The following is a 26,510-nucleotide window of genomic DNA, read 5'->3' on the forward strand; positions in this document are numbered from 1 at the left end:
ATTATGTCGTCAATGCTTAGGCAAATTAGGTTAGATTTAGGTAAAACTTTAAATCAGGTATCTAGTGATTTAAAAATTAGAAAAAAATATTTAGTAGCTTTAGAAGAGGGTGATTTTGATGTTTTACCGGGAGAAGTATACGTAAGAGGTTACTTAAAATTATACTTGGATTATCTTAATGTAAAAGATAGAAATGCAGAGCAGATAGAAGCTACTAAACAGAACGAAACCGAAAAATTATTAAATAATAAAAGAGCTACGGTATTAATAAATTATAAACGTAAAAAACAATTAGTACTTATATCTATTATAATGTTATCAATTATTATTGTAAGTCATCCATTCATAATTAACGCTTAAACGAAAATGAATAATGAAATATTAGACTGCTTACAGAACGAAGCTAATAAAGAGGCATTTGAAGGAGACACGGAATGTGGCACCGCAGTGTACATAGACGTACGTGAGGATGCGAGTACAGGATCGACGTACAAATTACCTTTAGAAGCAAGTTATGTAAGCAGTCTAAAGAAATTAATGGAAGAAGTAGAACATAAACTCGATGATTTGTTGAGTATGCTTGTAAATAATCAAAATGAAGTTCAAAAATTACAAAACGAAAATAAAGTATTAAAAGATAATTATATAACAATGCTAGATCAAATTAACATTTATATTAATGAACTGGAAGAAATAAAAAAACAGCAAAAATAATTATGTCAATTGTTACGGTAACATTAAATAACAAGAGTTTTCAATTATATTGTAATAATGGAGATGAGGAAGAATTACTATCTTTAGCGAATAAATTGAATGATAAAATAGCGGAAATTAAACTTGGTAGTCCCACAGCCTCTTTTGAGCTATTATTAGTTATGGCATCACTTAATGCGCAAGCTGAAATAGCTAGTCTAACAGAAAAACTTAATAAAAACGGTCTTCAAAAAAATCATCCAGACGAAGAAAAATTCGCAGAAACCTTAACTACTATAGCAGGTTACCTAGAAAACCTTGCACGTAAAATGGGAAAGTGATATATTAGCTCTTGGCTGCTTGGTTCGTGAGCTTAATATTAACTTAGGACTACCACTAACTTTTAGGACATCGTCCCTGTCTAATACTAATTCAGTTTAGATATATGAAGTCCACCTTTACATAAAGGTCTTTGAAGGATTTTAAGTAACGGCCAAAGCGGTCATGTATACTCGTTTAATTTGAAAAATTGGCTACGTTGTCTTTTGCTGATAATCCTCACGTACTATTATCAGCTTCAAGACGCCTTGCTTTTTTCCAAATTAGTCTACCTACTTTTCGTTTACTCACAGTATACCTTTAAAATGAAACAAACAAAATCACGCAATAAAGTTCTCGGTGCTTTTTTAGGCACTATTATTGAATATTACGACTATAGTTTATATGGTTTTTCAGCGGCAATTATCGCTGATAAATTCTTTTCAGCCAATACTGATCTATTAACAAAGCTTGTAAATGTTTTTGCCGTTTATGCAGCAGCATATTTATCAAAGCCTATGGGTGCTTATATTTTTGGACGTATAGGGGATATATACGGTCGAAAAAAAGCCTTAAGTTTTACGATTATCGGTATTGTAATCCCTACCTTAATAATAGGTTTATTGCCCGATTATTCCTCGATAGGAGTTTGGAGTACAATAATTTTAGTTTTATGTCGCTTCATGCAAGGTATTTTTATTGGAGGGGAATATGACGGTGCAGCGATTTATGTTATTGAACATTTAGGAGCAAAATACCGATTTACTGCCTCGGCAATAACTAGATGTACAGGAGTAATAGGTTTATTATGCGGAATCGGTGCAACTAATTTCTTTAATTCTCATATTTTGCCGGAGTGGGGTTGGCGTATTCCGTTTTTACTAAGTTTACCACTTGCATTAATAACTCTTTATTATCGCCGAAAATTTGATGAAACACCGGAGTTTAAAAAAGCACACTATAGCCAAGATTCTATTGAAAAACTTAGCTCTATAATTAAAAAGCAATGGAAAAATATTGCACGGTTAATATTTTTAGCCGGAGGTTTTGGAGTAACATATCAAATTGCGATCATCTTTATGAAGCAATATTTACCGATCGTATTACCTTCAGTCGGTATTATTATGAGTGCTTTTTCGGTCTTAATAGTAATATGTTTTGCTGTTTGCATGCCGATTGCCGGTTTTATTGCTGATCGCTTAGGAGTTAATTCAGTATTAAAAATCGCATTTATATGTACTATTACAGCAAGTGTATTTTTTGTGATAGCAGTAAAATATCAAATGACTAATTTAGGGCTTGCAGCTAGTTTAATGTTAGCTGCATCAGTTGCACCTTTTAATGCTCTTGCTCATAGTATAGTTATTAAGTCTTTTGTAGTTAAAGAACGCTATCGTGTTATAAGTTTAGGACATAATATCGGTTCAATGTTAATGTCCGGTACTGCTAATTATATTTGTGCAAAGGTAATAAAATCATTTGATTTTAACCTATTCCCGATTTTATATCTTTGCATGTTTGCCGTACTTGCTTATTCTATGACCATGTTATTTAACCGTAATAGGTAAAAAATAAATCTTGACGAAAATAATGAATGTAAGTATCTTTATTTGTATTTTTTTTAACTTTAAATGTTATGCATAAAATTTTTCATAAATCTATAATTTTTATTATCTTATGTATACAAGGAAATATTAGTTTTACCGATGCAAACGGAAGTATATACGTTAGATATTGGTAATTGTAAAGAACGTAAATATAACTATGAAGATCATTTGGAAGAATTGTTGAAGCAAGAAATTTCTTTAGCAATGCAGAAGAATGGTTTAAGAGTTAAGCTATTGCACAACAAAGATATTAGAACACAAAAGCTTGATGATTTAGTATCTCGTTTCCGTAGCTCCTATAATAATACTTATACTGCTTTATATATATGGCCTGAAGAAAAAGCTTTCTCAATGACTCAAAATATAGGTGAACCTGTTATAATGTTAGGAGAAAAAACAGGAGCTGATATATTTGTATTACTTAATTATGTGCAAATAATAAAGACTAATGGAGCTCGTACACGTGACTTTTTAATGAGTGCTTTGGGTTGTTCAGTAAGTAATGCAGATAATATATTTATGTCTATAGGAGTAGTAGAAGCAAAAAGTGGTAGAATATTATGGACTAATGCAATGCCCCAAGCACAACCATTTAGTAGCTCTATTTTCTCTTCTCGTGATAAATCAGAAATTGGCAATTTTCATTCAGTAATAAATATGCTTTTATCTCCATTATAAACTGAATTTTGTGTCGTTCAGGGGTGGTTGGTGTGGCTTATTATTCCTCTCTGTCATCCCGTGATTTATTCACGGGATCCAGTAAAACATATAGTATGGGTAGACAAAACACATTTAATTTAAGTTCATAAACTATAAATCGTTTTTATCAAATAGGAAAAATTCACCTATTTCAGGGATAATCAACTTATTTTCATCAATATTATGTTTTTTCATAGCTTGTCGGAGTTCCAAAGGAGCGGCATTAAATGCTTCATCAGCTAATTGAAAGACGTCAAAATGACTAGCTATAGAAAATATTTAGCGCATAAGTCCAAATGAGTAAATATGGCTTCTTCAGGATGCATATGCACAGGTTTCATAAACCATCTTGGTTCATAAGCCCCTATCGGAATAATGCTTGTTAAAATATTATGTTTTTTTCCGATCTCTTTAAAAAGAGTATCGTTATAACCCGCATCACCTATAAAACAAATATCTCCTATCTTAGTTTTAATGATCAAAGTTCCCCATAATGCTTTATTTTTATCAAATATTCCTCTAGCCGACCAATGCTGTGTCGGTTCTAAAGAAAATTCTACATCGTCTTTAATTTCATCTTCTTGGAAACTTTTTGAATTTAGCTGTATTTCTTGTTCTTTATATGACTCTCCCCACCCTAAGGTAACAATTTCTGCATCGGTAATATGTTTTTTGATTTATTACGTCATTCATTAGCGGTGTAATAATCTTAGGCTTATCTCGTACCCATAAATCTTTAATTGTTCTGATGTCTAAATGGTCATAGTGATTATGGCTTATTAATATAACATCTATTTTAGGTAAATCGGTAAAATTAATACCGGGTTTTACCACTCTCTTTGGTCCTGCAAAAGTAAAAGGACTAACCTGCTCCGACCATACCGGATCGGTTAAGATATTTAAACCGTCTATTTGAATTCAAAAGGTTACATGCTCTACGTAGGCTACTCGTACAGCGTCATCTCGATTGCTTGATACTAATGAATTTCGTGGAACTCGTCTGTAGTCACGTACTAATGTACACTGTGCAGACTCGTCCTTAAATTCATCTTGTCTGAAGCGATCGAGATTTAGCTGTGTATTTTTATTTCTAGTTATTTTTTGTGGTGGAATATCAGTGGAAGTAAGCGGCAGTGCTGTCGGCCATTTTGGTCGTTTTGAAGTTATTTTCCATTTTAGAATATCAAGTAAGGTTTTAAGTTTTATATTAGGCTCAATATTGAAAAACATATTTTTATTTAGATAGACCTTCCTTTCGGTTTATTAGAGCTTTTAACTTGTTCAGCAAAAGATTTTGTCTTTTTATTTGTTGGTTTATGAATAAATCCTCTAGTTTTTTCTCCTATCAACATGGCTTCTTGAAGTATATCTTTTGGTAGTTTAGCTATAGATGCCGATATCTCCGGAGTTTGTTTTATTTCTACCGTTGTCTTTTTTGCTTTATTTATATCTCTGCCTATTACTTCATCTAGTGGAACATTTTTATAATCTGCAAGAGCAACAATTGCTCCCATATCAGGCATTTTTGTACGACCATCTAGAAAATTTTTCCACGCTGTTTCATGAGTACCTGTTTTTTCACTTAACTTATACGGGGTTATATTGTCTGTTTCTAATATATTCAGTACAAATTTTTTGAAATTATTTCTAATTTCTTCTGGATCATCTTTATTTGTTTCTGATATATCGTTAATCTGATTAAATCTTTCTTTTGACCTTATATCTTCGCTCATTATTTTTTCCTGTAAAATTTACTCCTAAAAATTGAGAGTTAAAATAACTTCATAGATAGTCTCTTAGACTTATTTATTAATATATAACTAATAGATAGTAAATAGAAGATAATTATAATGAAAATAATAAATTTAAGCTATTGAATTAAGTATTTAGGTCTTATATATGAAATTGAAATTAATCTATTTTAACTTTTTTTGTCACAAATTATAAAATTTTTCTGTAGTAGGAGCCATGTTAAATTAAATTTCAGATGCAGAATCTAAGAGATTATATAAATTAAAAATTGTTTTTTCTGCATCTTGATCATTTATGAATAAGGTAATTTTAACTTCTGATAATTGTATCATGTGAACATTTATATTATCGTTCGTTAACTTTGATAATATCGTTTCAAGTAATTTACAATCATTTTTAATCCCATAACCAATAAGAGAGATTGTAGCAATTTCGGTATCAAAAGTAAAATCTTGTATCTGCTTATCATCTTTTAAATTAGTCAGTAAAGCTTGTAAATTATTTTTATCGGTTAAATTTGTAATAAAACTATATTCTTCATTATTTTTTATCTCTTGCATAAACTCAATATGATTATTATTTTGTGTAATCATATTTGCAACTTGCAAAAAACTTAAAGAAATGCTCTTTACAGATATTTTAAATAAATTTTTATTAGAAGTAATGCTGTTAATAATCCCATTCTCCATATTTTTATCCTTTGAAGTGATTAACGTACCTTCTGTATCCGGTGAAAATGTTGACAGAACACGCATATCTATTTTATACCGCATTACTAACTCTCCGGCTCTAGGGTGTAGTACTTTTGCTCCACTTGATGCTAGTTCTAACATTTCTAAAAAATCTATTTCTTTTATCTTCTTGGCATTGGGAATAATTCTTGGATCAGCAGTAAATATTCCCTCTACATCGGTATAAATATCACATCTATCGGCTTTCATAGCTGCAGCGATTAAGGCGGCAGTAGTATCAGATCCTCCTCTGCCCAAAGTAGTTAATCTATTGGATTTGTTAATTCCTTGAAAACCGGCTATTATAGGGACGGTATTTAACTGTAAATATTTTTCTAGTAAATCTGTAGTAATTGATTCTACTAAAGCTTTACTATGATTATTATCGGTGAGCATCGGTAATTGCCAAGCTAGAAATGATCGCGCCTTTATGTCTTCTTCTTGAAGAGCGAGCGCTAGTAATGAAGCAGTGACTATTTCACCGCTAGAAAGTGCTACATCATATTCTGCAAATTGAGAAATGTTGTTAAGGCTTGATACTTCATTACACAATGTGACAAGTTGATTAGTAACACCTGCCATAGCCGAAACTACTATAATTACTTGGTTATTTTTAGCTATTTCGGTTTTTATGATAGGAACGATTTTTTTTATTCTATCAATATTTGCAACGGAAGTGCCACCGAACTTTTGAATTATTAAGGCCATAAGTAAAGAAAGCCTAATAGAATATTATGTTATATAATTAATTTCCGTCTGTCGTCATCTAGCTCACTTACAGACATTATTGTGTGGAACGGTTTTCAATTGTCATCTCGCGACTTGATCGCGGGATCCAGCTTAAAATACTAATAATATTAGTACTTTAAATTGTTTTTATGGACCCTGTAGTCAAGCCACGGGGTGACCAAGTGGATTTTACCAATCAACGCAACAATGCCATAAAAAGCATTTTCCGTTCCACGTAACACTAGTAGATCAAACCGCAATACTTAAGCACTGGCAATTTCTTTAACATTCACGATTTTATGATTTCGCTTAGTTAAAAATTCTACTCTACCTTCTATCAAAGCAAATATTGTATGATCTTTGCCAAGCCCTACATTCATTCCAGGATGAATTTTTGTGCCGCGTTGTCTAACTATAATATTACCGGGTATTACATATTGTCCATCGGCTTTTTTAACTCCCAGCCTTCGACCGGCCGAGTCTCTTCCGTTTCTAGAACTACCACCGGCTTTTTTTGTTGCCATTTTATAATTCCTTTTAAGTTATTATTATTGTTTGATAATATCTAATATTTTTAATTCCGTCAATTCTTGACGATGACCGGCTTTACGACGATAATTTTTTCTACGCTTTTTCTTAAAGACTATAATTTTATTATCTTTAAGTTGGTTAGTAATTTCAGCCGTAACGATAGCCCCTTTAACTATTGGAGTCCCAATAAAAGAAGGCTTTGAGTATTCGCCAATCATTAAAACTTGATCAAACTGAATTTTAGAGCCAAGTTCTCCATCAATTTTTTCGACTTTAATAATACTATTTCTGTCTACTTTATATTGTTTTCCACCTGCTTTTATAACTGCGAACATGAAAACTATCTCTTTAAAAATTTATCGTATCATATTATTATATTAGAAATTAGTCAATGATCTTTTTTTATAGCAAATCTATTGTCGAATATCTATTAACACAAATATAATTGCGTATTGAGTTACCGCAGCAAATATTGCGGCTAGCAAATCATCAAGCATAACGCCGATACTGCCCTTAATATTTTTGTCCAACCAATTAATAGGCCAGGGCTTTACTATATCAAAAAATCGGAATAGACAAAAAGGTAATACGAAAAGTAATATAATATTTATTGTTAGCGGACTAAAATATTTAATTAAATACGATTCATTAGCAAATAAAGCGGAAAAAAATACTAAAACAATAGTTAGCATTTGCCCTACTACTTCATCAATGACCACTTCTTTAGGGTCTTCTGAATTTGTATAATTTAAATATATTTTAGTAAAATAAGTGCCGAGTATTAAGAGTATCAAACATAGGCTAAAGCTTATAATAAATATACTGACAAGTTGAGCTTCACCGAAAGTAAGACTTAAGAAAGGAATGATTATTTTGTTATTAACAATAAAATATATTAAGAAATAAGTTAGAGGGAAAGCAGCAATCGATCCAAAAGTGCCTGGGCAGTATTTTATTTTCCCAATATAAAAAAAAGTAGCAAAAAATTCTGAAAATTGTTTTTTAGTAAACATTTCTTTAATTATTTTATCCTAGATTAGAGCTATAATATCTTATATAATTAAATTTTAACTTATACAGCAAAAATATCATGGGAATGAGCTTTAGCCATTTATTAATAGTTTTATTAATTATTTTTGTATTATTCGGTGCTGGCAAATTACCGCAAGTCATGTCCGATCTTGCTAAAGGTCTTAAAGCTTTTAAAGACGGCATGAAAGACGACGGTAGTGATAATGATAAAAATAAATAATTAATCTTTAGTGTCCCTTTGTCATCCCGTGGTTTGACCAGCCTTGTTGCATGGCTTGAAAAACCTACTCAATGTCATTCCCGCGGAAGCGGGAATCCAGTACTTTAAAGCTTTTTTGAAAAGCTCGATTTATTTCGCTTTACTCTGGATTCCCGCTTCCGCGGGAATGATATCCTGAACATTCGTACAACACATGGTCAGGTCACTGAGTGACTAAGATACAACAACGTCCTAATTTCCTGAAACAGTAGAATATATCCCATTCTCTTTCCTAATAATATCATATCGTCTCTGAGCTACTCCATCGATGAAATAAATATTACCGGATAAACCTATATAAGGTTGTCTACTGTTCATTCTATTTAAAAACCTTTCAGATGCAAATTCATTGCCTATATAGTTTGCAGTCATACGTCCTAAATCATAAGAAAGAAGATGCATGAAGCCTATATGGTTAATACCTAAGTCTTTTGCCCTATCCGGAACGTTGCTATTCAGTAAATTTAAAGAGCCAGTAAAGCTAATATCGATATTTTCAGGGTAATCGATATCAATACGATTATCACCAATTAAAATAGCCTTTTTATCTAAATTATATTTACGAATACTATCAGTGAGTAGGTTTAAATTTTTTGGATCGTCTGATAGATAAATAACCGGTTTTGTCGTGTCGCTACGTTCATTTATAATATCGGTATTGTCTGAAATATTTCTTGCGGCTTTTGCTATAGATTCAGGATTATCCTCATAAAATTCAGTGCGTGATAATGATGCATTGTTCTGAATCAATATATTTTGCATTACTTGACTAATAGTTTGCGAATGCTTCCCTTTAGGTAATAATGCCATAAAATCTTTATGGTCGTTACTTGCGTAATAATTAATGATACGTATCAGTTGTTTTAAAGGTGCATGACCGAATACAAATAATTTATCTTCTGCAAGAGCCGGATTATTTGACATAGTTATTATAATAATATCATTTGCCTTTGCTTTTTCTGCTATTAGAGAGGTAAAGTTAGAATATAGAGGACCTAAAATAATCTTAGTTTTACGTGCTACTATTTTATCCATAGCGGCTAAAACGTTTTTTTCGTCTGAACCATCGTAAGAAGTAACATGTATGTAAGATTTGATTCCGTCGTTAAGTCCCATTTTAATTAAATCTTTATATTGTTTCCCGACAATACTATCAGGACCCTGATTTGGCATTAAAATTGCAATCTCAATGTCTGTTTGTTCTTTTTTAGGAAAACTTATAGGTTCTTCTTTAGGAGTTTGACAGGACGTTAAATATATAAAGCAAAAAAATGATAGAACGATTCGTAGTTTATGTTTTATACTAGCCATAATGTTACTTAAAATTAAAAAACTATGATTAGATATCTTTCCGAACCGGGATTATATATTGTTTCAACACCGATCGGTAATTTTGAAGATATAACGCTTCGTGCTATATCGACTTTAAAAAATTCGGATATTATCTTATGCGAGGATACTAGAATATCACAAAAATTGCTAGCAAAACATGACATTCATACAAAATTACAAATTTATAATGATCATAGTGACGAGAAAGATAGAGAAAATATCATAAGTTTAATAAGATCGGGCAATATAATAAGCTTAATTTCTGATGCAGGGACTCCTTTAATTTCCGATCCCGGCTATAAGTTAGTTAGAGGTATACGCAATCTTAATTGTCATATAGACGTAGTACCGGGAGTATCTGCACCGGTTACTGCTCTAACTTTATCGGCTCTTCCTACTGATCGATTTTTATTTCACGGGTTTTTACCTAAAACTATAGAAAGTAAGAAAAAGATTTTTTCTGAACTAGTAAATCTTAAGGCTACTTTGATTTTTTTTGAAACGGCCCCTCGTTTGATAAATACTTTATCGGTAGCTAAGGAAATACTAGGAAACCGAGAAATATGTGTAGCTCGTGAGTTAACTAAACTGTATCAAGAAATAAAAACAGGGGATATAGATGAAATAATAAAGTTCTATCAAAATAATATTTTAAAAGGTGAGATAGTATTGTTGATTTCAGGAAATATACAGGAACAAAACCAACACAAAAATTTAGAAAAATTTATAGAACTTTGCTTAAGTAAAAACTTAAGTAGCAAAACTACTACCGAACTTGTTTATGACAAATTCAAAGATGTTTATAGTAAAAAAGAGATATATAGATTGGTGAATAAGCAAAAGATTTAATATAAATTTATAGTAGAATATTTACCTCAGAATATGCTAAAATAAAGAGAAAAATCACATTCAGTAACATAATAATATGTCAAAAGTTAATCCTAGAGTAGATTTAGCGTTTAAAAAAATCTTTGGAGTAGAAGAGAATTAAAGATTTATTGATATCGCTTATTAATGTGATAGTAAGTGAGAAAGATCAGATTGTAGAAGTAACATTACTTAATCCGTATAATCCAAAGAATTTTAAAGCCGATAAACTATCTATACTTGATATAAAAGCCAAAAGTGAAAGCAGTAAAAGGTATAATATCGAAATCCAAGTAACCGATGAAGCGGATTACGATAAAAGAGCTTTGTATTACTGGGCGAAAATGTATACGGAGCAACTGAAAGAGGGATCAGATTATGCGGCATTAAATAAAACAATAGGGATACACATACTTAACTTTACCAGTATTACAGATACAGATGAATATCATAATTCTTTTCAGTTAAAGGAAATAAAAAGTGGTTTAGTATATTTTAAAGATATAGAGTTACATACGATAGAGCTTAATAAATTTGCTAAGAATCCTAAGGAGGAGTTATCTGATGTCGTCAAGAAAGTTAAAAATGCTTTAGGGGACTGTTGCGAGATGAGAGGATAGCAGGTATAATTAAAAAAAACAAAAAATATGTTCATATGTCTGAGTATCAAATGATAATGGTAAGTTTAGATGAGTTAATAAGTGTGGATCATCAATATCGTAAATTCAAAAGTTTATTCAATTTTAAAGCAGTTGAAGCTGAGTTATTAGCAGTAGAATGCGAAGCTAACTATAAAGGCTATGGTATAGTGAGGCTGTTTAAATGTTTGCTGCTGCAATTTATGGAAGACTTATCGGATCGGGAATTGGAACGTTATTTAGCTGATAGCACAGCGGCAAAATGGTTTTGTGATTTTGCTCTTACAGAGAAGACGCCTGATTATAGTGTATTTAGTAAAATACGTAAAAAAATAGGCACTAATTTACTATCAAAAATATTTGTAAAATTCCGAGATCAACTACGAGCACAAGGCTATATGGGTGAAGTATTTACCTTTGTAGATGCTTCTCATTTAATCTCAAAAGCTAATCTTTGGGAGGAACGTGATAAACTAAGAACACAAAAATATGATAAATTGAATAATGAGACTCTGCCTAAGGTTGTAAAGGATAAACAAGCTAAAATTGGCTGTAAGGGAGCAAATAAATTTTGGTATGGTTATAAAAAACATGTGAGTGTCGATATTCAATCAGGAATGATCAATAAGGTTGCAGTTACCCCTGCAAATGTTACTGATAGCAAAGGTTTTAAGCATGTTATGCCAAGCTCCGGTGCTACATATGTTGATAAAGGTTATTGTACAATCTCTGCCAAGAATGCAGCAGCTAAAAAGGGGTTCCATCTTTGCTCAATAAAGAAAAATAATATGAAAGATAAGAATTTTGACCTTGATAAATATTATACGAAAATCAGAGCACCTTTTGAGAGGGTATTTTCAAAAGATAATAAACGGGTTAGATATATAGGAATTGCCAAAAATCAATTCTCTGAATTTATGAATGCCATATGTTTTAATTTAAAACGATTAGTGGTTTTAACAACTTTAATAGCTTAGAGAAATTTGTTAATAAAAATCCTAACTCTGTAAACAAATCTCTATTAAATTACTATACTATTGAATAAATTTTATCTCAATATTAAACAGAATTTCTTTTTAAAAATATTTGGACAGAGCTAAATATTTATTTATCTGTTTTCCTCTCATTTTACTATTAAAAATTATCTCGCAACAGTCCCATATAGGACATCAGCAAGAAAATTTAGATAATAAACAAACCCCTATAAAACTTATTGAGGATAATGACAAAACTTTATTTAGTCTTTATGATAAAAACTGTAATATATTACATGAATTAACTAGTGCACAAATGGAAGGAGAATTCGCTTGGTTTTGCAAACATCTGTATCTATTCAGGGGGCAAGGTAAAAGGTGCACCGTTCGTTGCTTGTCATTTAGAAACATTAGCAACACTTGATCCTAAACCTAATTCTATAGAACATGAAGATTATTCAGAAATAATTGGTAATTTATAAGATTTATTATAACTCTTATTTAAGGTTAAAATAATAATCGCAATACTCTTTAATAGGGCAGATGTCGCAATCGGGTTTTTTAGCTTTGCATATATATCTGCCGTGCAGAATTAGCCAGTGATGGGCATGCGTTAGCCATTTTTTATCGATAATCTGCAGTAGCTCTTTTTCTACTATTTCAGGAGTACCGCCTTTAGCAAGCCCGATTCTTTTGGCTAATCTAAAGACATGCGTATCAACTGCCATTGTAGGCATGCCGAATAAGCAATTTAGTACAACATTAGCAGTTTTTCTGCCAACGCCCGGTAGTTTAATTAATGCCTTAAAATCATTCGGTACTGAAGCTTGATAATTGCTTATCAATATTTTACATAATGCGATAATATTTTTTGCTTTGTTGTTAAATAGTCCGATAGATTTTATATATTTTTTAAGTCCTTCTTCGCCGAGTTCTAAAATTTTTTCTGGTGTATCATAAGTTTCAAATAAAGATTTAGTTGCTAAATTTACTGATATATCGGTGGATTGAGCAGATAATATTACCGCTACTAATAAGGTAAAATCATTCTTATATATTAATTCGGTTTTCGGATTTGGATTATTCTTGCTAAAAATCTCAAAAATTTTATTAACTATTTGTGCTTGCATATATTGCTATAGAAAGTGTATTTTAGAAGATAAATTATTGAGTCTTAAAATGCTAGAAAATAAAAATTTTAAATTTATAGAAAATGAAATAAAAAATAATAAAGTAGTATTGTTCATGAAAGGTACTAAAAAGTCGCCTGCATGCGGATTTTCAGGAACCGTAGTAGCTATTTTGAATAAATTAGGTGTAGAATTTCGTGATATTAATGTACTTTTTGATGCTGAATTACGTGAAGATTTAAAAAAATTTAGCGACTGGCCGACATTCCCACAATTATACATTAACGGAGAATTAGTCGGCGGGTGTGATATTGCTAGAGAGTTATATCAAAGTGGAGAACTTGAGAAGATGTTGAAAGCGTATACTCGGTGAATTTCAAAAATTGGCGTAGTCGTCTAGCAAGTTCTGCGGTGCTCACGTATTCAGTATACGCTCCTCGCCTTGCAGACTCCTTGCTCTTTTTGAAATTGACCTTCGTATACTACTACTCAACCTTAATATTTTAAGTACATAAACATATAAAAACATGAGCAAATATTTAGAATACCCCGAAGTAGAAAGTAAAGAGCAGCCGCCGAAGAAGCTAGTAGTATTACTGCACGGTGTCGGCTCGGACGGACATGATTTAATAGGACTTGTGCCTTATATCAAAAATTATTTACCCAATTGTCATTTTATTTCCCCGCATGGTATTGAGGCTTATGATATGATGCCTTATGGTAGACAATGGTTTAGTTTGCAAGACCGCGGCCCGCATATTATGGCAAAGCTAATTGCAAATAATATTTCTAAGGTTGAAGATATAATAAAGCAAAAGCAGGACGAGTTAAATCTAACCAACAAAGATACTATCATTATTGGCTTTTCTCAAGGTACGATGATAGGGTTATATTTAACACTAGTTCAAAAAGAGCCGTTTTTCTGTACTATAGGTTTTTCGGGTGCATTAATTCCACCTATGGACGTTAATAATAAGCTTACTCCTATATGCTTGATTCATGGGGAATTAGATGAGGTGGTCGGTGTTAGCGAGATGTATAATGCTTCAAACTATTTATCTAAGCTGCATATAGAACATAGCGGACATAAATTAACGTCTCTTGCTCATTCAATAGATGGACGGGGGCTTGAGATTGCGATTAATTTTATAAATAACCGTCATTGCGAGCAGCCGTAGGCTGCGTGGCAATCTTAGGATTTTGGTATGAGATTGCTTCGTCAAAATTTTCAATTTTTCCTCGCAATGACGATTAGATATCCACACAACAAAACCAAAAAAATATGAGGATGAATGAATATTTTTAATAATAATTTACACGAAACGGATAAAGAGATTAATGAAATAATAAAGCATGAAAAGCTACGTCAAAGTAGCGTAATCGAGCTTATTGCATCAGAAAATTTCGTAAGTCCTGCTGTGCTTGAAGCTCAAGGGTCGCTTCTGACTAACAAATATGCCGAAGGATACCCAAGTAAGCGATTCTATAACGGTTGCGAGGAAATAGATAAAGCTGAAAATTTAGCTATAGAACGAGTAAAAAAACTCTTTAACTGCAAATATGCAAATGTCCAACCTCATTCAGGATCACAAGCAAATCAGGCTGTATATCTTGCTTTATTACAGCCGGGTGATACGGTTCTTGGTATGTCCTTAGATAGCGGTGGGCATCTAACGCACGGTGCAGCTCCTAATATGTCCGGTAAATGGTTTAATGCCGTTTCTTATAGCGTAAATAAAGAGACTTATTTAATCGATTATGATGAGATTGAACGCTTAGCGGATTTGCATAAACCAAAATTACTTATAGCCGGTTTTTCTGCTTATCCTCGTAATATTGATTTTGCAAAATTTAGAGAAATCGTGGATAAAGTAGGAGCTTACTTTATGGCAGATATTGCTCATATTGCAGGACTTGTTGCCACAGGTGAGCATCAAAGCCCTATTCCTTACGCTCACGCTGTTACCTCTACTACTCATAAAACACTTAGAGGTCCAAGAGGCGGTTTAATTTTATCTAACGATGAAGAGATAGGTCACAAAATAAATTCTGCATTATTTCCAGGACTACAAGGTGGTCCGTTAATGCATATAATCGCTGCAAAAGCCGTAGCTTTTTTAGAAAATTTGCAGCCTGAATATAAAAGTTATATTCAGCAGGTAATAAGTAACGCTAAAGCTTTAGCAAGTAGCTTGCAAGAAAGAGGATATGATATATTAACAGGTGGTACCGATAATCATATTGTTTTAGTGAATTTGTGTAAAGACGGAATCACGGGTAAGCTTGCAGCAAATTCTTTGGATAGAGCAGGGATTACGTGTAATAAGAATGCTATCCCGTTTGATGAAACTTCGCCTTTTATCACTTCAGGTATTCGCCTTGGTACTCCCGCATGTACTACTAGAGGCTTTAAAGAAAAGGATTTTGTATTAGTCGGTCATATGGTAGCAGATATTTTAGACGGCTTAAAAAATAATGAAGATAATAGCGATCTTGAGCAGAAAGTATTAAATGAAGTGACAAAATTAATTAAATTATTTCCGTTTTATGGCTAATTTAAATAAACGACCTGATTGGATAAAAGTAAAAGCTCCTAATTCTACAGAGTACTATAATACAAAAGATTTAATAAAGAATCTGAGATTAAATACTGTGTGCGAGGAAGCTGCTTGTCCTAATATTGGTGAGTGCTGGTCAAAAAAACATACAACTGTGATGATTTTAGGTTCGGTTTGTACTAGAGCCTGTAGGTTTTGTAACGTTAAAACGGGTAGACCGGATTTACTTGATCCGCATGAACCGCAAAGGTTAGCGGAGGCGGTACAAAAGCTAAATCTTAAGCATGTGGTAATTACTTCCGTCGATCGTGATGATCTTGAGGATGGCGGAGCTTCACATTTTGCGGAGTGTATTAGCGAAATCCGAAAATCATCGCCAAATACTACTATTGAGATTCTAACACCCGATTTTTTAAGAAAAGAAGGAGCAGCTGAAATAATAGCAAACGCAAAACCTGACGTTTTTAACCATAATGTCGAAACAGTACCGTCTTTATACAAAACGATTAGACCGGGGGCTAGATATTATAATTCTTTAAGTTTACTTCATAATATCAAAAAATTATCTCCTGAAATTTTTACAAAATCCGGTATGATGGTAGGACTTGGGGAAGAAATAAATGAAGTAGTACAGGTTATAGATGATTTAAGAGAAGCAAAGGTTGATTTCCTAACTATCGGGCAGTATCTGCAGCCTACCAAAAATCATGCTGAGGTCGCAAAATATGTTACGCCGGAAGAGTTTAAATATCTAGAGCGAGTCGCAAAAACAAAAGGATTCTTGATGGTTTCGGCAAGCCCGCTAACCCGTTCTTCATACCATGCCGATGAGGATTTTCAAAAATTAAAAGAGAATTACCAACAAAAACTGGTGTCTTAAAATATCATCTTATTGCCTGTGTGGTCAGTTTTCATAGCTATTATCTTTGTTTACTAAAGTAAATAATCCTCATGTTGATTAATTTATATATATGATATCATACGTGTAACACACGTGTATACGAGTATTTTATGCAGAAGAAATTGACAATTACTATAGATTAAGCGGTTTATTATAGGCTTTATTCTGTAATAGGTGAACGTAAAATTAGCAAATTTATTGAGCAACTTGTAAAACCTTATGTAATTAATGAGGAGCTTGGAGCCGCTTACAAAGCCATGGCTCAAGATACAAAAGCTGAGGAGAAGGCCAATGAGTGGGTAGAAAAGTTAATAGAACGCGATTTTTATGAAAAGAGCTGAGGTATGGTGGTCGACTTTAATCCTTTGTTAGGTGGGAAGTCGCTAAGGTAAGACCGGCAATAATTACTCAAATGCTTCATTAAATCGTGTTCAAGTAATACCTTTAACTAGTAACATCGATAAATGCTATCCTTGTGAAGCCTACGTAATGATAGGTAGCAAAAAAGGTAAAGCCATGACTGATCAAATAATGACAGTAAGCAAATTAAGATTAAAATCTAAAATTAACGTTATCTCTAATGAAGATATACAGCTTTTAAAATATGTTCTTAAATTACAGCTAAGTCTATAACGACTATTTATTCAATATTTGGTACAATGATAAACGTAGAAATTGTAAGAAACTACAACAAATGGCGTGAGCATAAGCAGATCAATAAGAGTTTAATCAAAAAAATAACTCAAAATATTTTATTGCGGTTTGATAATTTTAGTAAAATAAAACAATTTGAATTATCAATTTTACTAACAAATGCTGCAGAAATATTGACCTTAAACAAACAATTTCGTAATATAGAAAAAGCTACTAACGTTCTTTCTTTTCCAAGCAACGAATTAAATTGGCAGGATTTATATTCTAAACTTGAATTTTTAGGTGACTCTGATTATATGCATTTAGGTGATATAGCATTTTGTTATGAGGTAATATATAATGAATCGTGCGAGCAGCACAAAACTTTTGAGAATCATTTTATTCATCTTTTAATACATAGTATTTTACACTTAATTGGTTTTGATCATCAAAATGACACAGAAGCAAATATTATGGAAAATCTAGAAATTGAAATATTATCATATTTCGGTATTTTCCCCCCTTATTAACTAAATAAAAAAATTTATGTTAAAATCTTCAAAAAAAGAAGATTCTAGTAAAAAAAATCAAAATAATAAGTTAATTTTTACTGTACGAAAATTATTCTCTCCGATAAAAAATTTTTTTAGAAAAACAAAAACGCCCGATAATTTTTTTGGTGTCATAAAACGCCTTAAAATTAATAGCCAAAAAATGACTTTAGACGAGCGTAATATTTTAGCTAATTTATTGGAGTTAGAAGATAAAACTATTGAAGATATAATGGTACCGCGTTCCGATATTGCGGCAATAAAATTAACTACGAATCTAGAAGAATTAAGTGAGTCTATTAAGTTAGAAGTCCCACATACACGAACTCTTATATATGACGGTACTTTGGATAATGTAGTAGGGTTCATTCATATCAAGGATTTATTTAAAGCATTGGCTACAAAGCAAAACGGTCGTTTAAAAAAGCTTATACGTAAGCATATAATTGCAGCTCCTTCTATGAAATTATTAGATTTGCTAGCAAAAATGCGTCGTGAGAGAACACATATTGCAATAGTTGTTGATGAGTATGGCGGTACTGACGGTTTAGTTACTATTGAAGATCTTATAGAAGAAATAGTAGGACGAATAGATGATGAGCATGATCAGCAATTAGATAGCGATAATTTCAAGGTTATTAATAACTCAACAATTATTTCAAATGCACGTGTTGAAGTAGAAGTGCTTGAAGAAATAATAGGAGAAAAGCTACAAAATGATTATGATGAGTTTGATACGATAGGTGGATTAGTATTGACTAGAGTCAGTAGTGTTCCGGCTATCGGTACTAGAATAGATATTTCAGAAAATATTGAAATTGAAGTTACGGACGCAACTCCTCGTTCTTTAAAACAAGTCAAAATTAGACTAAAAAACGGTTTGAATGGTAAATGAATACGAATTTAGAGTCGGTGTGTCCTCTAAATTCGTTAAAAATATTTTATTATTATATTGCAGCTTGTGCTTCATTTCCTATCAATTCCATCGGACTTTCTTACGAAGTTGCGTCTGTATAATGCTCATATGCTAGAATTGCTCCCATTGTTGCTACTACATCGGCACCACATTTGAGAATAAAAGCCGGAGATTTAAGTAAATCACCTGCTATCACATAAATTCCAACAGCACATGCTCCTACTACTGCAATCTTACCATACCAAGGGGGTGGTATCATCACTTCTAAATAACTCGACTATTTTGTTAAGCATAAAAATAAACCTAATTAGTTAATATTAAATTTTAGTTATGCGATATATAACTAAAATTTAACTAATTGTCAATGATAATTACCATGAAACATGGACAATATAATTTTATGACATTATTTTCATTTGACTTAGCAGAGAAATTTGAGTTAAATATCGAAGCTCTATACATAAAAAATTATCATTATGAATGAATTACATATTAAACTACAAAATTACAGTAGTACATATCCTGAAGAAATTGTTACAAAAACAAAAATGCTTGAATTTTTAAATGAATATGAAAACCCTTTTAGCTGAGATTTACAAATAGGACATTTCACTGCTTCGGCTTTTTTACTTAATAATGATAAAACTAAATTTTTATTGATGCACCATAAAAAGCTTGATAAGTGGCTTCAACCAGGCGGTCATTGTGATGGAGATAGTAATATATTAAATGTAGCGGTTAAAGAAGCTATAGAAGAATCCGGAATTAATGAAATCAAAACGATAAATAAGGAGATTTTTGATATAGACACCCATTATATTCCGCAAACTCATAAGGAGCCTGCTCATTATCACTATGATGTACGATTTTTACTAAAAACAGTAAATAATGATAATTTTATAAAAAATAACGAATCGAATGAACTTAAATGGTTTAACTTTTCTGATTATTCAAAATTAGATATTGAACTAGAACGTTCCGTTACTAGAATGATAGAAAAGTTTATGACAATTAACCATCCTGCTTGTTAAATATAAATTATTGCCCTATAATAAATAGCGTTTTTTAAATAAAATGTAAATCAAATGCCATCATCTAGAATTTTTTCATTCCGTAGTAAGAACAAGGAAGATAATACTCCAAAAAACCTAGAAATTACGCATCCAGATTCAATTAATGAGAACAGACATCCGAACTCTCTAGCAGGCGAAGTTGTTACTATTAAACTTAAGGATCAGCCTCAGCCTCATAATTTTATAAAGAGTGAAAAAGTTACCCTAACTTCATTTAAACTGCCTTCTTCTCAAAGTAAAGACGAATTTGATCCTATCTTAAAAGATGTTGAAAATATCTTAAAGGATTTTGAGATTTTCTTAGTATAGAGACTAAAGCTTTAGTAGAGATTGATTCATAGTAACATCGATAGTTTTATGCTATAAGGTTCCTAGCTAAAAAGAGCATTACCCGCGTAGATCAAAAAACGCGTTCGGTGTCATACCGTGGCTTGACCACGGTATCTTGGTCACAGATTGTATCCTTAGATCCCGTGATCAAGTCGCGGGATGACAATAATTTATTTTATGCTATTTTTTGATATTCAAAATATATTTTTCTTACTGCATAAATCCATGCTAAGCATACAAAAGTAAATACCACCATTAGAATTGGTGAGATTAAGGTAAAAGTAGCGGTTGGAACTAAAGTAAAAATAATAGATTGCACAAGACCGCTAGAGGATTTGCCGACTTTTGCACTTATCACGTCAACCGCAGCTTTGCCTTTGGTTTTAAGCTCCTCATCAAGAGGGATATATAACATTTCTCTTGAAGTATCCCATATAGAATATTTAGTACCTTTAGCTAAAATATTTTGAATGCCACCGATTGAAACGGCAAGAGCAAGAGGTGACATTAAAATTGCTCCATCAAATAATGATAAAATTTGTTGGTCAAATACGATAAGTACAAAGAACAAAATGCCGGTCACCATTATTATAACCGGTGAAATAACTGCTGCTACAAACCAGTTGTGCATACGCATAATATTATTACCGATGATGGTCATAACCATTATTGCCACGCCTGTCCAAAGTATATACAGACTGTTAAATTCAGCATAGGTATTTACAGTCGGATATAATTCCTTAATTTTTGCTTTCCATACGGCTTCGACTAAGTTAATAGCAAATCCGAAAGCTGCCGAACAAATTAAAAGTAGCCATAAATATTTTGATTTCGCAATATATTTAAAGCTTTTAATTAGCCCCATACGTTCTGAAGTTGAGCTACCGCTTTTTGCTTTAGCATAAAATAACGGATTAGTAAAAACGTTCTTGCTAATAAATCTAACTAACAAACAACAAATAATAGCAACAATTGCCACAATTGTCGTGGATACTTGAACTAAAGTGATTTTACTATCCGAAATACTCATAAACTTCTTAATAATAGTATCTTCCGATGATAGATTCATCATTAAAAAGCCAACTAATATTAAAGAAGAGTTGCCGAATAGCGAAAAGAGAGTATAAAATCTTTTTGCTTCTTCGGTAGTAGTAAGTTTATTAGCAAACTGCCAAAATAATAATACGTAAAAAATATTAGGCCAAAGCTCGGCAAGACTATAATATACTATATAACCCCAATTACCTACTAATGAGATATACCACTTAAAATGAGGATAACGTTCCATCCAGTCAGCTAGATTATCGGGATGTACATGAAAAATATGAATATTAGGATAAATTACAAAAGTGAATAAAACAAAAAAGCTGATAAAAAATGCACTTAAATAATAAAAGATCTTTTCAAAAGTAAGATAATTAATCATTTTAGCATAAATAATCACGAATAAAGCAGCGGCAGGCGTAACGCAATAAACTTTAGCAAAACCTGCTATTTCTGCACTAATCTCGGAGATTAAAATACTATCTTTTAAGATTCGTAAAACATTTTGATTAAACAAAATACAAAACATTAAGGTACTCATCGGAATAAACTTTCCGAGTTCGTAATTATGCACAGGCCAAAATACCGCTCTGAATTTGTTTTTAAACGATCGTGATGAGGTACTTAACATTATAAATCCCTAAGGACAAAAAAAAAACTTAAGCACTTCAAGATTTTATGTATTTCCCCTAAAACTTTAGAGCCTATATACTTGTTATTACATTCTGAAGGTGCTGAACTTATACAATATATTTAGCCTTTTGTCAAGAATTACTAATATAAGATTAGATACTCTCAATGCCTAGATAGTAATAAACTACAGGAATATTTTGACCTTTATAATAATTATACAAAGACACATAATTTAGGTAATAAATATTTAAAATCAGGTAAAATAGTAATGCAAACAGAGCATTATAGGGTGTTGTATTACTCGGTGTTATCCCGTGGTTTGTCCACAGGTTCCAGTAAAAATAAATTAAAAATGGATTCCCGCTTTCGTGAGAATGACAAAGGGGAAGTCGGGAATGACATAGAAAGAAGTCAGGATGAAATCAAAACTTTCCTAATCATCCTCTCTATCTTCAACTCACTGGAAATATTTTTTTTAGCTCGTGACAAAAGTTTTATTGAAAATTTGAGAAGCTACGGTGAAGTTTATTTAATAGATTGGCTAGAGATTGAGGAACCTAAATATTTACTAGACGACTATGTGCATAAAATAATCGAAGTAATAGATAATTTGAAAATTAAAGACATTAATTTAATAGGTCATTGTATCGGCGGTAACCTTGCGATAGCTACAAACGTACTTATGCCTAAATTTATCAAAACTCTGACTTTACTTACCTGCCCGTGGGATTTTTCTCATTTTTTCTATATAAGAATGTTGCATCGATATTTAAAACTAGATAGTGGCATAGACAATTTACCGATAATTCCTAAAATTCATATTCAAATTTTATTTTTTCTTTTATTCCCTGATTATTTCAATGCTAAATTAAAAAATTTTTTCTCTATAACTTCCGATAAGGAGCAAGAATTAGCATTGAGAATAGAGAATTGGCTTATGTCAGGTAAAATAGTATATCTAAGGAGGTTTATAATCAAATTACACAAAATATATTAGATGAAAATATGTTTATAAATCTTAAATGGAAAATCGATAATTTTATTATTGATCCGAGTTTAATTCATTGTCCTGTATATATAGTAGCAGCAGAAGATGATCAAATAGTACATAAATCTTCTATTTTACCTTTGAAAAATTATTAAAAAACTCTAAGCTTATAGATGTAGCAGGCGAACATATTAGTTATTTAATAAATGATAAACTAGATAAATTGTTTAAGGAGTACACATTATGACAAAACCGGTTTATATAACTTATGCGAAAAGGACTGCTTTCGGCTCGTTTATAGGTAACCTTAGTACAACAGCTGCACCTATGCTTGCTGCTCATTTAATAAAGGATATACTGCAAAACAGCAAAATCGATCCAGCTTTAGTAGGTGAGGTAATCCTTGGACAGGTAATAACCGGCGGTAGCGGGCAGAATCCGGCTAGGCAAACTCTGATTTATGCGGGAATACCGAAAGAAGTGCCGGGCTATACGATTAATAAAGTATGCGGCTCAGGTCTTAAAAGCGTAGCACTTGCAGCAAATTCAATTATGACGGGTGATAATGAAATAGTTATAGCAGGTGGGCAGGAGAATATGTCGCTCGGTATGCACGGTAGCTATATCAGAGCAGGAGCTAAATTCGGCGATATTAAAATGGTTGATCTAATGCAGTATGACGGATTAACCGATGTATTTTCAGGAGTATTTATGGGTATTACAGCCGAAAATATCTCGAAACAGTTTAATATTAGCAGACAACAGCAGGACGAGTTTGCCTTAAGCTCTCACAAGAAAGCAGCTAAAGCACAGCTAGCAGGAGTTTTTAAAGATGAAATCTTACCTATCGAAGTAACGATTAAAAAAACTACTAGTTTGTTTGATCATGATGAAACAGTAAGACCTGATACCAGCCTTGAAATTCTGAGTAAATTACGTCCTGCTTTTGATAAAAACGGTGTAGTTACAGCGGGTAATGCTTCCTCTATTAATGACGGTGCGGCATGTCTTATGGTAGTTTCCGAAGAAGCTTTGAAAAAGCATAATTTAACGCCGCTAGCTCGTATTGTTTCTTATGCTTCAGCCGGTGTTGATTCAAGTATTATGGGTACTGCCCCTGTTCCTGCATCCAAAAAAGCTTTAAGTAAAGCAGGTTGGAGCGTTAATGATTTGGAAGTTATCGAGGTTAATGAGGCGTTTGCCGCTCAAAGTATTTATGTAAACCGTGAAATGAAATGGGATATGGAGAAGGTTAATGTTAACGGTGGAGCAATAGCAATCGGTCATCCGATCGTGGCAAGCGGCGGACGTGTACTGATTACTCTGATACACGGCTTACGAAGAGCTAAAGCTAAAAAAGGCTTAGTTACTTTATGTATCGGTGGCGGTATGGGTATGGCTATGTGCGTTGAAGCGGTTTAAATGTGCATTTAACTATATAGGCATTAATTGCTTTATTTGCTAAAGAAGAAAGTTGTATTCATCTGAATTAACTATAGTTCATTGTAATATATATCTGATCTAATATCTCTACAACCTAATAATGCATAATTACAATGTGTTATTGTATTTATAAACTCATGAAAGGTAGAAAAATGAGAGAATGCCTCCGGTTCATAACTCTCCCAATAATTTTCTGCTTCTTCTATATTATTACAAACACGCTTTAGTTTTTGACCAAAATATTTAGGAATATTCCCTAAATTTTTTGCCCAACTCCATACCATAAAATAGTTAGGATTAAAATCAGTAGAATCTATAAGAGGAGTTAGTTTAAAATGCTTCAATAAATTAGAAAAGTTATTTATGAGCTTATGAGATGCTAACGCTTCATTGGGTATATAATTCTCATCATCAAATTGATGAAATATTTTTAATCTTTTTAGGCATATAGGTATCTCTTTTGCAAGTTCCATATAACAGAGAAGATTAGAAATTGGGTATTATAAAAGGTATAAGTTTGATTGCTTTTAAGCCATTCCTGGTCATTATTTATTATTTGTGCATCTTCAATTGGATATGCATCATTCCCATCAATTAAACAAGACAATATATAACTTAAGGTAGCTAATTGCATGCTTGGTGACCAGTTTATAGGATTCCAAGAAGACCAAATGCTAGACACTATATATTTAATAATTTCCTTATTATTTTGCATTTATTATATCCTATTTGGGTTAAGGAAATATATTAAATGAATTTATAAAAATACTAAATTTTATTAAAATCATTAATAATTTGGTGATAATTGTGTTAATTATACACCTCTTTATATGCTATAAACAGTAACATTAAAAAGTTGTTTACTTCTTCTAGTTTCATACTTAGGATATTTCTATTTTAAGTGTAAACTTCTTTTGATGTACAATCAATCTGATGAACAAAGCAAATCTATCCTCGGTGTATGGAAGATTATTGAAGTACTAACTCCTAATAAAAACGAAAATTTAAATAGATATTTTGCAATTATTAGAGAACATACCGATAAAAAAGGTAGTTTTAGTTGCAAACTGGATAAGAAAGAAACACTTTTTTCTTAAAAGATGCTTAGTTTGAAAAACTGGATAAAACAAAACTCGGTATTGATCTTGAGAAAAATGAAGTAGCAGTTCATTGGCATATTTATCTCGGTTATTTAAAATGGTCGGAAGCTGCACTTGATATTTTAAAGAAAATCCAAAATATAACTAAATTAGATCAAGAGTTCTTAAATGATTATAATAACCATCAGGATAAGCAAGAGCAACCGACAAACACCTATTGCTGGTTTAACTATAGATGAAAACGGTAAATATATTGAAGGATTTATGGTTATCTCTACTGTTGCTTATGTTCTCGGTAGAATCATGAGAGAAGAGTTCCAAGAAAAAGAATTAAAAGATTTACCAAATTTTGTAGATAATAATAACAGCCTAATAAAGGAAGTATTTTCAGAAAGTGAGAGAATATATTTTAAGGATAAAAAGCAAGATTCTTGAGTTAAAACTCTAGATTTAAAAATGATTAATCTTATGATTGATCTTGTAGTACAGAAGTTAGAAATTGACAAAAAATATTTATTTAGCCGCTCTGAAATATGTGTAAGAAGAGTTACCTCGCATAAAAAGAAAAAAGATAAACCGGTAATTTATAATTTTGCCACTCCTTCCTTAGAAATGTTTAATAGTTTTTTTCTAAGACCATTAGATTTTGTACGAAGTAATATAGAAAAATTTGACTCGGAATCAGCAATTGTCAAATATCTCGGTAAAGAAGATAAGCCGGATTCCATAGATGTTTTAAAGCATCAAGAAAGTCTACAAGAACTGTTATCTCCATTTATGATGCAACCGACGCGTTGGTGTTCATCGCCGAGTCACTCTCTTGCGGCACTGCAAGCTGCTGCGATTAATTTGGTATTACCCTCTTTTTCAGGAAAGCTTTTTGCTGTTAATGGTCCGCCTGGTACAGGTAAAACCACTATACTTTTTGATCTTATTTAGCAACTTTAGAAGATCCTAAGGACGGGTTTCAAAATAAAAAATCTTCCTTACATACACCAAATTTTGATTATCATGTTAATTCTTTAAAAACGGAATTACAAACTTACGG

At 32.0% G+C, this 26,510-nt stretch carries 36 protein-coding genes, 1 other RNA gene and 3 pseudogenes; 27 read left to right on the plus strand and 13 right to left on the minus strand.

The window, feature by feature from the left end:
* Positions 1-3: 3 nt before the first annotated feature.
* The 6 genes from C4Q30_RS06300 to C4Q30_RS06325 all read left to right on the plus strand — a co-directional run bounded on the left by C4Q30_RS06300 (position 4) and on the right by C4Q30_RS06325 (position 3,296).
* Complete coding sequence (locus C4Q30_RS06300) at positions 4-360, plus strand: helix-turn-helix domain-containing protein (RefSeq protein WP_103897522.1); 357 nt, start codon at positions 4-6, stop codon at positions 358-360.
* Between the two features lie 6 nt (positions 361-366).
* Complete coding sequence (locus C4Q30_RS06305; RefSeq protein WP_103897523.1) at positions 367-714, plus strand: palindromic element RPE1 domain-containing protein; 348 nt, start codon at positions 367-369, stop codon at positions 712-714.
* Between the two features lie 2 nt (positions 715-716).
* A complete protein-coding gene (locus tag C4Q30_RS06310) occupies positions 717-1,034 on the plus strand; it encodes a cell division protein ZapA (protein ID WP_004997454.1) in 318 nt (105 codons plus the stop codon).
* Between the two features lie 9 nt (positions 1,035-1,043).
* Positions 1,044-1,202: non-coding RNA, 6S RNA (ssrS, locus tag C4Q30_RS06315), on the plus strand.
* A gap of 135 nt (positions 1,203-1,337) precedes the next feature.
* Entirely contained in the window at positions 1,338-2,579 is a 1,242-nt protein-coding gene (locus C4Q30_RS06320) for an MFS transporter (protein WP_103897524.1), read from the plus strand.
* Between the two features lie 138 nt (positions 2,580-2,717).
* Positions 2,718-3,296 carry a hypothetical protein gene (locus tag C4Q30_RS06325; protein ID WP_103897525.1) on the plus strand — a complete coding sequence of 193 codons (579 nt, stop codon included), beginning with the start codon at positions 2,718-2,720 and terminating at the stop codon, positions 3,294-3,296.
* Between the two features lie 287 nt (positions 3,297-3,583).
* Here the strand turns inward: C4Q30_RS06325 and C4Q30_RS10290 are convergent, their stop codons facing one another.
* From C4Q30_RS10290 to C4Q30_RS06365, 8 genes and pseudogenes are all read right to left on the minus strand, one after another.
* Complete coding sequence (locus C4Q30_RS10290) at positions 3,584-3,925, minus strand: MBL fold metallo-hydrolase (protein ID WP_342447546.1); 342 nt, start codon at positions 3,923-3,925, stop codon at positions 3,584-3,586.
* A pseudogene (locus C4Q30_RS10295) lies at positions 3,902-4,235 on the minus strand (MBL fold metallo-hydrolase); the annotation flags it as partial. The pseudogene C4Q30_RS10295 and the gene C4Q30_RS10290, both read right to left, overlap by 24 nt.
* Complete coding sequence (locus C4Q30_RS06340; protein WP_103897528.1) at positions 4,236-4,547, minus strand: palindromic element RPE3 domain-containing protein; 312 nt, start codon at positions 4,545-4,547, stop codon at positions 4,236-4,238.
* A gap of 8 nt (positions 4,548-4,555) precedes the next feature.
* Positions 4,556-5,050: a transcriptional regulator gene (locus C4Q30_RS06345; protein WP_103897529.1), complete on the minus strand. Its 495-nt coding sequence runs from the start codon at positions 5,048-5,050 to the stop codon at positions 4,556-4,558.
* A gap of 243 nt (positions 5,051-5,293) precedes the next feature.
* Complete coding sequence (locus C4Q30_RS06350) at positions 5,294-6,508, minus strand: aspartate kinase (protein ID WP_103897530.1); 1,215 nt, start codon at positions 6,506-6,508, stop codon at positions 5,294-5,296.
* Between the two features lie 284 nt (positions 6,509-6,792).
* Positions 6,793-7,053 carry a 50S ribosomal protein L27 gene (rpmA, locus tag C4Q30_RS06355; RefSeq protein ID WP_103897531.1) on the minus strand — a complete coding sequence of 87 codons (261 nt, stop codon included), beginning with the start codon at positions 7,051-7,053 and terminating at the stop codon, positions 6,793-6,795.
* Positions 7,054-7,077: 24 nt separating this feature from the next.
* Positions 7,078-7,395: a 50S ribosomal protein L21 gene (rplU, locus tag C4Q30_RS06360; protein ID WP_103897532.1), complete on the minus strand. Its 318-nt coding sequence runs from the start codon at positions 7,393-7,395 to the stop codon at positions 7,078-7,080.
* Between the two features lie 78 nt (positions 7,396-7,473).
* Positions 7,474-8,073, minus strand: coding sequence for a phosphatidylglycerophosphatase A family protein (locus C4Q30_RS06365; RefSeq protein WP_103897533.1), 600 nt, complete (start codon positions 8,071-8,073; stop codon positions 7,474-7,476).
* Between the two features lie 77 nt (positions 8,074-8,150).
* Between C4Q30_RS06365 and tatA the strand changes: the two genes are divergently transcribed.
* Positions 8,151-8,312: a twin-arginine translocase TatA gene (tatA, locus tag C4Q30_RS06370; protein WP_004997483.1), complete on the plus strand. Its 162-nt coding sequence runs from the start codon at positions 8,151-8,153 to the stop codon at positions 8,310-8,312.
* Between the two features lie 231 nt (positions 8,313-8,543).
* Here the strand turns inward: tatA and C4Q30_RS06375 are convergent, their stop codons facing one another.
* Positions 8,544-9,662, minus strand: a complete 1,119-nt coding sequence (locus tag C4Q30_RS06375; RefSeq protein WP_103897534.1) for a penicillin-binding protein activator — start codon at positions 9,660-9,662, stop codon at positions 8,544-8,546.
* 24 nt (positions 9,663-9,686) lie between these two features.
* On the opposite strand from C4Q30_RS06375, the gene rsmI reads away from it, so the two are divergent.
* From rsmI to C4Q30_RS09125, 4 genes are all read left to right on the plus strand, one after another.
* Positions 9,687-10,532, plus strand: a complete 846-nt coding sequence (gene rsmI / locus C4Q30_RS06380; RefSeq protein WP_103897535.1) for a 16S rRNA (cytidine(1402)-2'-O)-methyltransferase — start codon at positions 9,687-9,689, stop codon at positions 10,530-10,532.
* 149 nt (positions 10,533-10,681) lie between these two features.
* Complete coding sequence (locus C4Q30_RS06385; protein ID WP_209445214.1) at positions 10,682-11,170, plus strand: Rpn family recombination-promoting nuclease/putative transposase; 489 nt, start codon at positions 10,682-10,684, stop codon at positions 11,168-11,170.
* The gene (locus C4Q30_RS06390; protein WP_209445201.1) at positions 11,152-12,165 is read left to right on the plus strand and encodes a transposase; all 1,014 of its coding nucleotides are present in this window, start codon (positions 11,152-11,154) and stop codon (positions 12,163-12,165) included. The genes C4Q30_RS06385 and C4Q30_RS06390 overlap by 19 nt, the downstream gene beginning before the upstream one ends.
* Before the next feature lie 305 nt (positions 12,166-12,470).
* The gene (locus C4Q30_RS09125; RefSeq protein WP_209445243.1) at positions 12,471-12,644 is read left to right on the plus strand and encodes a hypothetical protein; all 174 of its coding nucleotides are present in this window, start codon (positions 12,471-12,473) and stop codon (positions 12,642-12,644) included.
* 15 nt (positions 12,645-12,659) lie between these two features.
* Here the strand turns inward: C4Q30_RS09125 and nth are convergent, their stop codons facing one another.
* Positions 12,660-13,292, minus strand: a complete 633-nt coding sequence (gene nth / locus C4Q30_RS06400) for an endonuclease III (RefSeq protein ID WP_103897536.1) — start codon at positions 13,290-13,292, stop codon at positions 12,660-12,662.
* 49 nt (positions 13,293-13,341) lie between these two features.
* Between nth and grxD the strand changes: the two genes are divergently transcribed.
* The 7 genes and pseudogenes from grxD to tlyC all read left to right on the plus strand — a co-directional run bounded on the left by grxD (position 13,342) and on the right by tlyC (position 18,830).
* Positions 13,342-13,665 carry a Grx4 family monothiol glutaredoxin gene (gene grxD, locus C4Q30_RS06405; RefSeq protein WP_024704355.1) on the plus strand — a complete coding sequence of 108 codons (324 nt, stop codon included), beginning with the start codon at positions 13,342-13,344 and terminating at the stop codon, positions 13,663-13,665.
* Between the two features lie 154 nt (positions 13,666-13,819).
* Positions 13,820-14,470, plus strand: a complete 651-nt coding sequence (locus C4Q30_RS06410) for an alpha/beta hydrolase family protein (protein WP_103897537.1) — start codon at positions 13,820-13,822, stop codon at positions 14,468-14,470.
* Positions 14,471-14,584: 114 nt separating this feature from the next.
* A complete protein-coding gene (glyA, locus tag C4Q30_RS06420; RefSeq protein WP_103897538.1) occupies positions 14,585-15,847 on the plus strand; it encodes a serine hydroxymethyltransferase in 1,263 nt (420 codons plus the stop codon).
* Complete coding sequence (gene lipA / locus C4Q30_RS06425; RefSeq protein WP_014121060.1) at positions 15,840-16,730, plus strand: lipoyl synthase; 891 nt, start codon at positions 15,840-15,842, stop codon at positions 16,728-16,730. Before glyA ends, lipA begins: the two co-directional genes overlap by 8 nt.
* A gap of 432 nt (positions 16,731-17,162) precedes the next feature.
* A pseudogene (locus C4Q30_RS06430) lies at positions 17,163-17,384 on the plus strand (type II toxin-antitoxin system PemK/MazF family toxin); the annotation flags it as partial.
* A gap of 26 nt (positions 17,385-17,410) precedes the next feature.
* On the plus strand, positions 17,411-17,914 hold the full coding sequence (gene ybeY, locus C4Q30_RS06435) for an rRNA maturation RNase YbeY (protein WP_010977713.1): 504 nt from the start codon (positions 17,411-17,413) through the stop codon (positions 17,912-17,914).
* A 16-nt stretch (positions 17,915-17,930) separates the two neighbouring features.
* On the plus strand, positions 17,931-18,830 hold the full coding sequence (tlyC, locus tag C4Q30_RS06440; RefSeq protein ID WP_014014744.1) for a hemolysin C: 900 nt from the start codon (positions 17,931-17,933) through the stop codon (positions 18,828-18,830).
* 100 nt (positions 18,831-18,930) lie between these two features.
* Here tlyC and C4Q30_RS06445 read toward each other — a convergent pair whose 3' ends face one another.
* A complete protein-coding gene (locus C4Q30_RS06445; RefSeq protein WP_103897539.1) occupies positions 18,931-19,110 on the minus strand; it encodes a hypothetical protein in 180 nt (59 codons plus the stop codon).
* Positions 19,111-19,327: 217 nt separating this feature from the next.
* Between C4Q30_RS06445 and C4Q30_RS06450 the strand changes: the two genes are divergently transcribed.
* From C4Q30_RS06450 to C4Q30_RS06460, 3 genes are read left to right on the plus strand one after another with little or no spacing between them, the layout of a single operon-like run.
* Positions 19,328-19,441, plus strand: coding sequence for a hypothetical protein (locus tag C4Q30_RS06450; RefSeq protein WP_014014742.1), 114 nt, complete (start codon positions 19,328-19,330; stop codon positions 19,439-19,441).
* 9 nt (positions 19,442-19,450) lie between these two features.
* Positions 19,451-19,882 (plus strand): NUDIX hydrolase, encoded by a 432-nt coding sequence (locus tag C4Q30_RS06455; RefSeq protein WP_077181656.1) that lies wholly within the window; start codon positions 19,451-19,453, stop codon positions 19,880-19,882.
* Between the two features lie 54 nt (positions 19,883-19,936).
* Complete coding sequence (locus C4Q30_RS06460; protein WP_103897540.1) at positions 19,937-20,233, plus strand: hypothetical protein; 297 nt, start codon at positions 19,937-19,939, stop codon at positions 20,231-20,233.
* Between the two features lie 196 nt (positions 20,234-20,429).
* On the opposite strand, the gene tlc5 is transcribed toward C4Q30_RS06460, so the two are convergent.
* A complete protein-coding gene (tlc5, locus tag C4Q30_RS06470) occupies positions 20,430-21,929 on the minus strand; it encodes a GTP/GDP exchange transporter Tlc5 (RefSeq protein ID WP_103897542.1) in 1,500 nt (499 codons plus the stop codon).
* A 153-nt stretch (positions 21,930-22,082) separates the two neighbouring features.
* Here tlc5 and C4Q30_RS09130 point away from each other — a divergent pair.
* Positions 22,083-23,166, plus strand: a pseudogene (locus C4Q30_RS09130) (alpha/beta fold hydrolase).
* Entirely contained in the window at positions 23,163-24,341 is a 1,179-nt protein-coding gene (locus C4Q30_RS06485) for an acetyl-CoA C-acetyltransferase (protein WP_103897543.1), read from the plus strand. Before C4Q30_RS09130 ends, C4Q30_RS06485 begins: the two are co-directional and overlap by 4 nt.
* A 71-nt stretch (positions 24,342-24,412) precedes the next feature.
* Here C4Q30_RS06485 and C4Q30_RS06490 read toward each other — a convergent pair whose 3' ends face one another.
* The gene (locus C4Q30_RS06490; RefSeq protein WP_103897544.1) at positions 24,413-24,835 is read right to left on the minus strand and encodes a hypothetical protein; all 423 of its coding nucleotides are present in this window, start codon (positions 24,833-24,835) and stop codon (positions 24,413-24,415) included.
* Positions 24,836-25,279: 444 nt separating this feature from the next.
* Between C4Q30_RS06490 and C4Q30_RS06495 the strand changes: the two genes are divergently transcribed.
* From C4Q30_RS06495 to C4Q30_RS06510, 4 genes are read left to right on the plus strand one after another with little or no spacing between them, the layout of a single operon-like run.
* Complete coding sequence (locus tag C4Q30_RS06495) at positions 25,280-25,459, plus strand: hypothetical protein (protein ID WP_103897545.1); 180 nt, start codon at positions 25,280-25,282, stop codon at positions 25,457-25,459.
* A gap of 20 nt (positions 25,460-25,479) precedes the next feature.
* Complete coding sequence (locus tag C4Q30_RS10535) at positions 25,480-25,701, plus strand: hypothetical protein (protein ID WP_010977702.1); 222 nt, start codon at positions 25,480-25,482, stop codon at positions 25,699-25,701.
* Positions 25,631-25,897 (plus strand): hypothetical protein, encoded by a 267-nt coding sequence (locus C4Q30_RS06505; RefSeq protein ID WP_103897546.1) that lies wholly within the window; start codon positions 25,631-25,633, stop codon positions 25,895-25,897. Before C4Q30_RS10535 ends, C4Q30_RS06505 begins: the two co-directional genes overlap by 71 nt.
* A gap of 33 nt (positions 25,898-25,930) precedes the next feature.
* Positions 25,931-26,401, plus strand: coding sequence for a hypothetical protein (locus C4Q30_RS06510; protein WP_245207520.1), 471 nt, complete (start codon positions 25,931-25,933; stop codon positions 26,399-26,401).
* Positions 26,402-26,510: the final 109 nt, after the last annotated feature.

The organism is Rickettsia fournieri, from assembly GCF_900243065.1.
Classification (GTDB): domain Bacteria; phylum Pseudomonadota; class Alphaproteobacteria; order Rickettsiales; family Rickettsiaceae; genus Rickettsia; species Rickettsia rickettsii.

Coding starts and splice junctions, on each gene's coding strand:
- C4Q30_RS06300 (WP_103897522.1), top strand. CDS start 4: ATGTCGTCAATGCTTAGGCAAATTAGGTTAGATTTAGGTAAAACTTTA.
- C4Q30_RS06305 (WP_103897523.1), top strand. CDS start 367: ATGAATAATGAAATATTAGACTGCTTACAGAACGAAGCTAATAAAGAG.
- C4Q30_RS06310 (WP_004997454.1), top strand. CDS start 717: ATGTCAATTGTTACGGTAACATTAAATAACAAGAGTTTTCAATTATAT.
- C4Q30_RS06320 (WP_103897524.1), top strand. CDS start 1,338: ATGAAACAAACAAAATCACGCAATAAAGTTCTCGGTGCTTTTTTAGGC.
- C4Q30_RS06325 (WP_103897525.1), top strand. CDS start 2,718: ATGCAAACGGAAGTATATACGTTAGATATTGGTAATTGTAAAGAACGT.
- C4Q30_RS06340 (WP_103897528.1), bottom strand. CDS start 4,547: ATGTTTTTCAATATTGAGCCTAATATAAAACTTAAAACCTTACTTGAT.
- C4Q30_RS06345 (WP_103897529.1), bottom strand. CDS start 5,050: ATGAGCGAAGATATAAGGTCAAAAGAAAGATTTAATCAGATTAACGAT.
- C4Q30_RS06350 (WP_103897530.1), bottom strand. CDS start 6,508: ATGGCCTTAATAATTCAAAAGTTCGGTGGCACTTCCGTTGCAAATATT.
- rpmA (WP_103897531.1), bottom strand. CDS start 7,053: ATGGCAACAAAAAAAGCCGGTGGTAGTTCTAGAAACGGAAGAGACTCG.
- rplU (WP_103897532.1), bottom strand. CDS start 7,395: ATGTTCGCAGTTATAAAAGCAGGTGGAAAACAATATAAAGTAGACAGA.
- C4Q30_RS06365 (WP_103897533.1), bottom strand. CDS start 8,073: ATGTTTACTAAAAAACAATTTTCAGAATTTTTTGCTACTTTTTTTTAT.
- tatA (WP_004997483.1), top strand. CDS start 8,151: ATGGGAATGAGCTTTAGCCATTTATTAATAGTTTTATTAATTATTTTT.
- C4Q30_RS06375 (WP_103897534.1), bottom strand. CDS start 9,662: ATGGCTAGTATAAAACATAAACTACGAATCGTTCTATCATTTTTTTGC.
- rsmI (WP_103897535.1), top strand. CDS start 9,687: ATGATTAGATATCTTTCCGAACCGGGATTATATATTGTTTCAACACCG.
- nth (WP_103897536.1), bottom strand. CDS start 13,292: ATGCAAGCACAAATAGTTAATAAAATTTTTGAGATTTTTAGCAAGAAT.
- grxD (WP_024704355.1), top strand. CDS start 13,342: ATGCTAGAAAATAAAAATTTTAAATTTATAGAAAATGAAATAAAAAAT.
- C4Q30_RS06410 (WP_103897537.1), top strand. CDS start 13,820: ATGAGCAAATATTTAGAATACCCCGAAGTAGAAAGTAAAGAGCAGCCG.
- glyA (WP_103897538.1), top strand. CDS start 14,585: ATGAATATTTTTAATAATAATTTACACGAAACGGATAAAGAGATTAAT.
- lipA (WP_014121060.1), top strand. CDS start 15,840: ATGGCTAATTTAAATAAACGACCTGATTGGATAAAAGTAAAAGCTCCT.
- ybeY (WP_010977713.1), top strand. CDS start 17,411: ATGATAAACGTAGAAATTGTAAGAAACTACAACAAATGGCGTGAGCAT.
- tlyC (WP_014014744.1), top strand. CDS start 17,931: ATGTTAAAATCTTCAAAAAAAGAAGATTCTAGTAAAAAAAATCAAAAT.
- C4Q30_RS06445 (WP_103897539.1), bottom strand. CDS start 19,110: ATGATACCACCCCCTTGGTATGGTAAGATTGCAGTAGTAGGAGCATGT.
- C4Q30_RS06450 (WP_014014742.1), top strand. CDS start 19,328: ATGAATGAATTACATATTAAACTACAAAATTACAGTAGTACATATCCT.
- C4Q30_RS06460 (WP_103897540.1), top strand. CDS start 19,937: ATGCCATCATCTAGAATTTTTTCATTCCGTAGTAAGAACAAGGAAGAT.
- tlc5 (WP_103897542.1), bottom strand. CDS start 21,929: ATGTTAAGTACCTCATCACGATCGTTTAAAAACAAATTCAGAGCGGTA.
- C4Q30_RS06485 (WP_103897543.1), top strand. CDS start 23,163: ATGACAAAACCGGTTTATATAACTTATGCGAAAAGGACTGCTTTCGGC.
- C4Q30_RS06490 (WP_103897544.1), bottom strand. CDS start 24,835: ATGGAACTTGCAAAAGAGATACCTATATGCCTAAAAAGATTAAAAATA.
- C4Q30_RS06495 (WP_103897545.1), top strand. CDS start 25,280: ATGTACAATCAATCTGATGAACAAAGCAAATCTATCCTCGGTGTATGG.
- C4Q30_RS06505 (WP_103897546.1), top strand. CDS start 25,631: ATGATTATAATAACCATCAGGATAAGCAAGAGCAACCGACAAACACCT.
- C4Q30_RS06510 (WP_245207520.1), top strand. CDS start 25,931: ATGATTGATCTTGTAGTACAGAAGTTAGAAATTGACAAAAAATATTTA.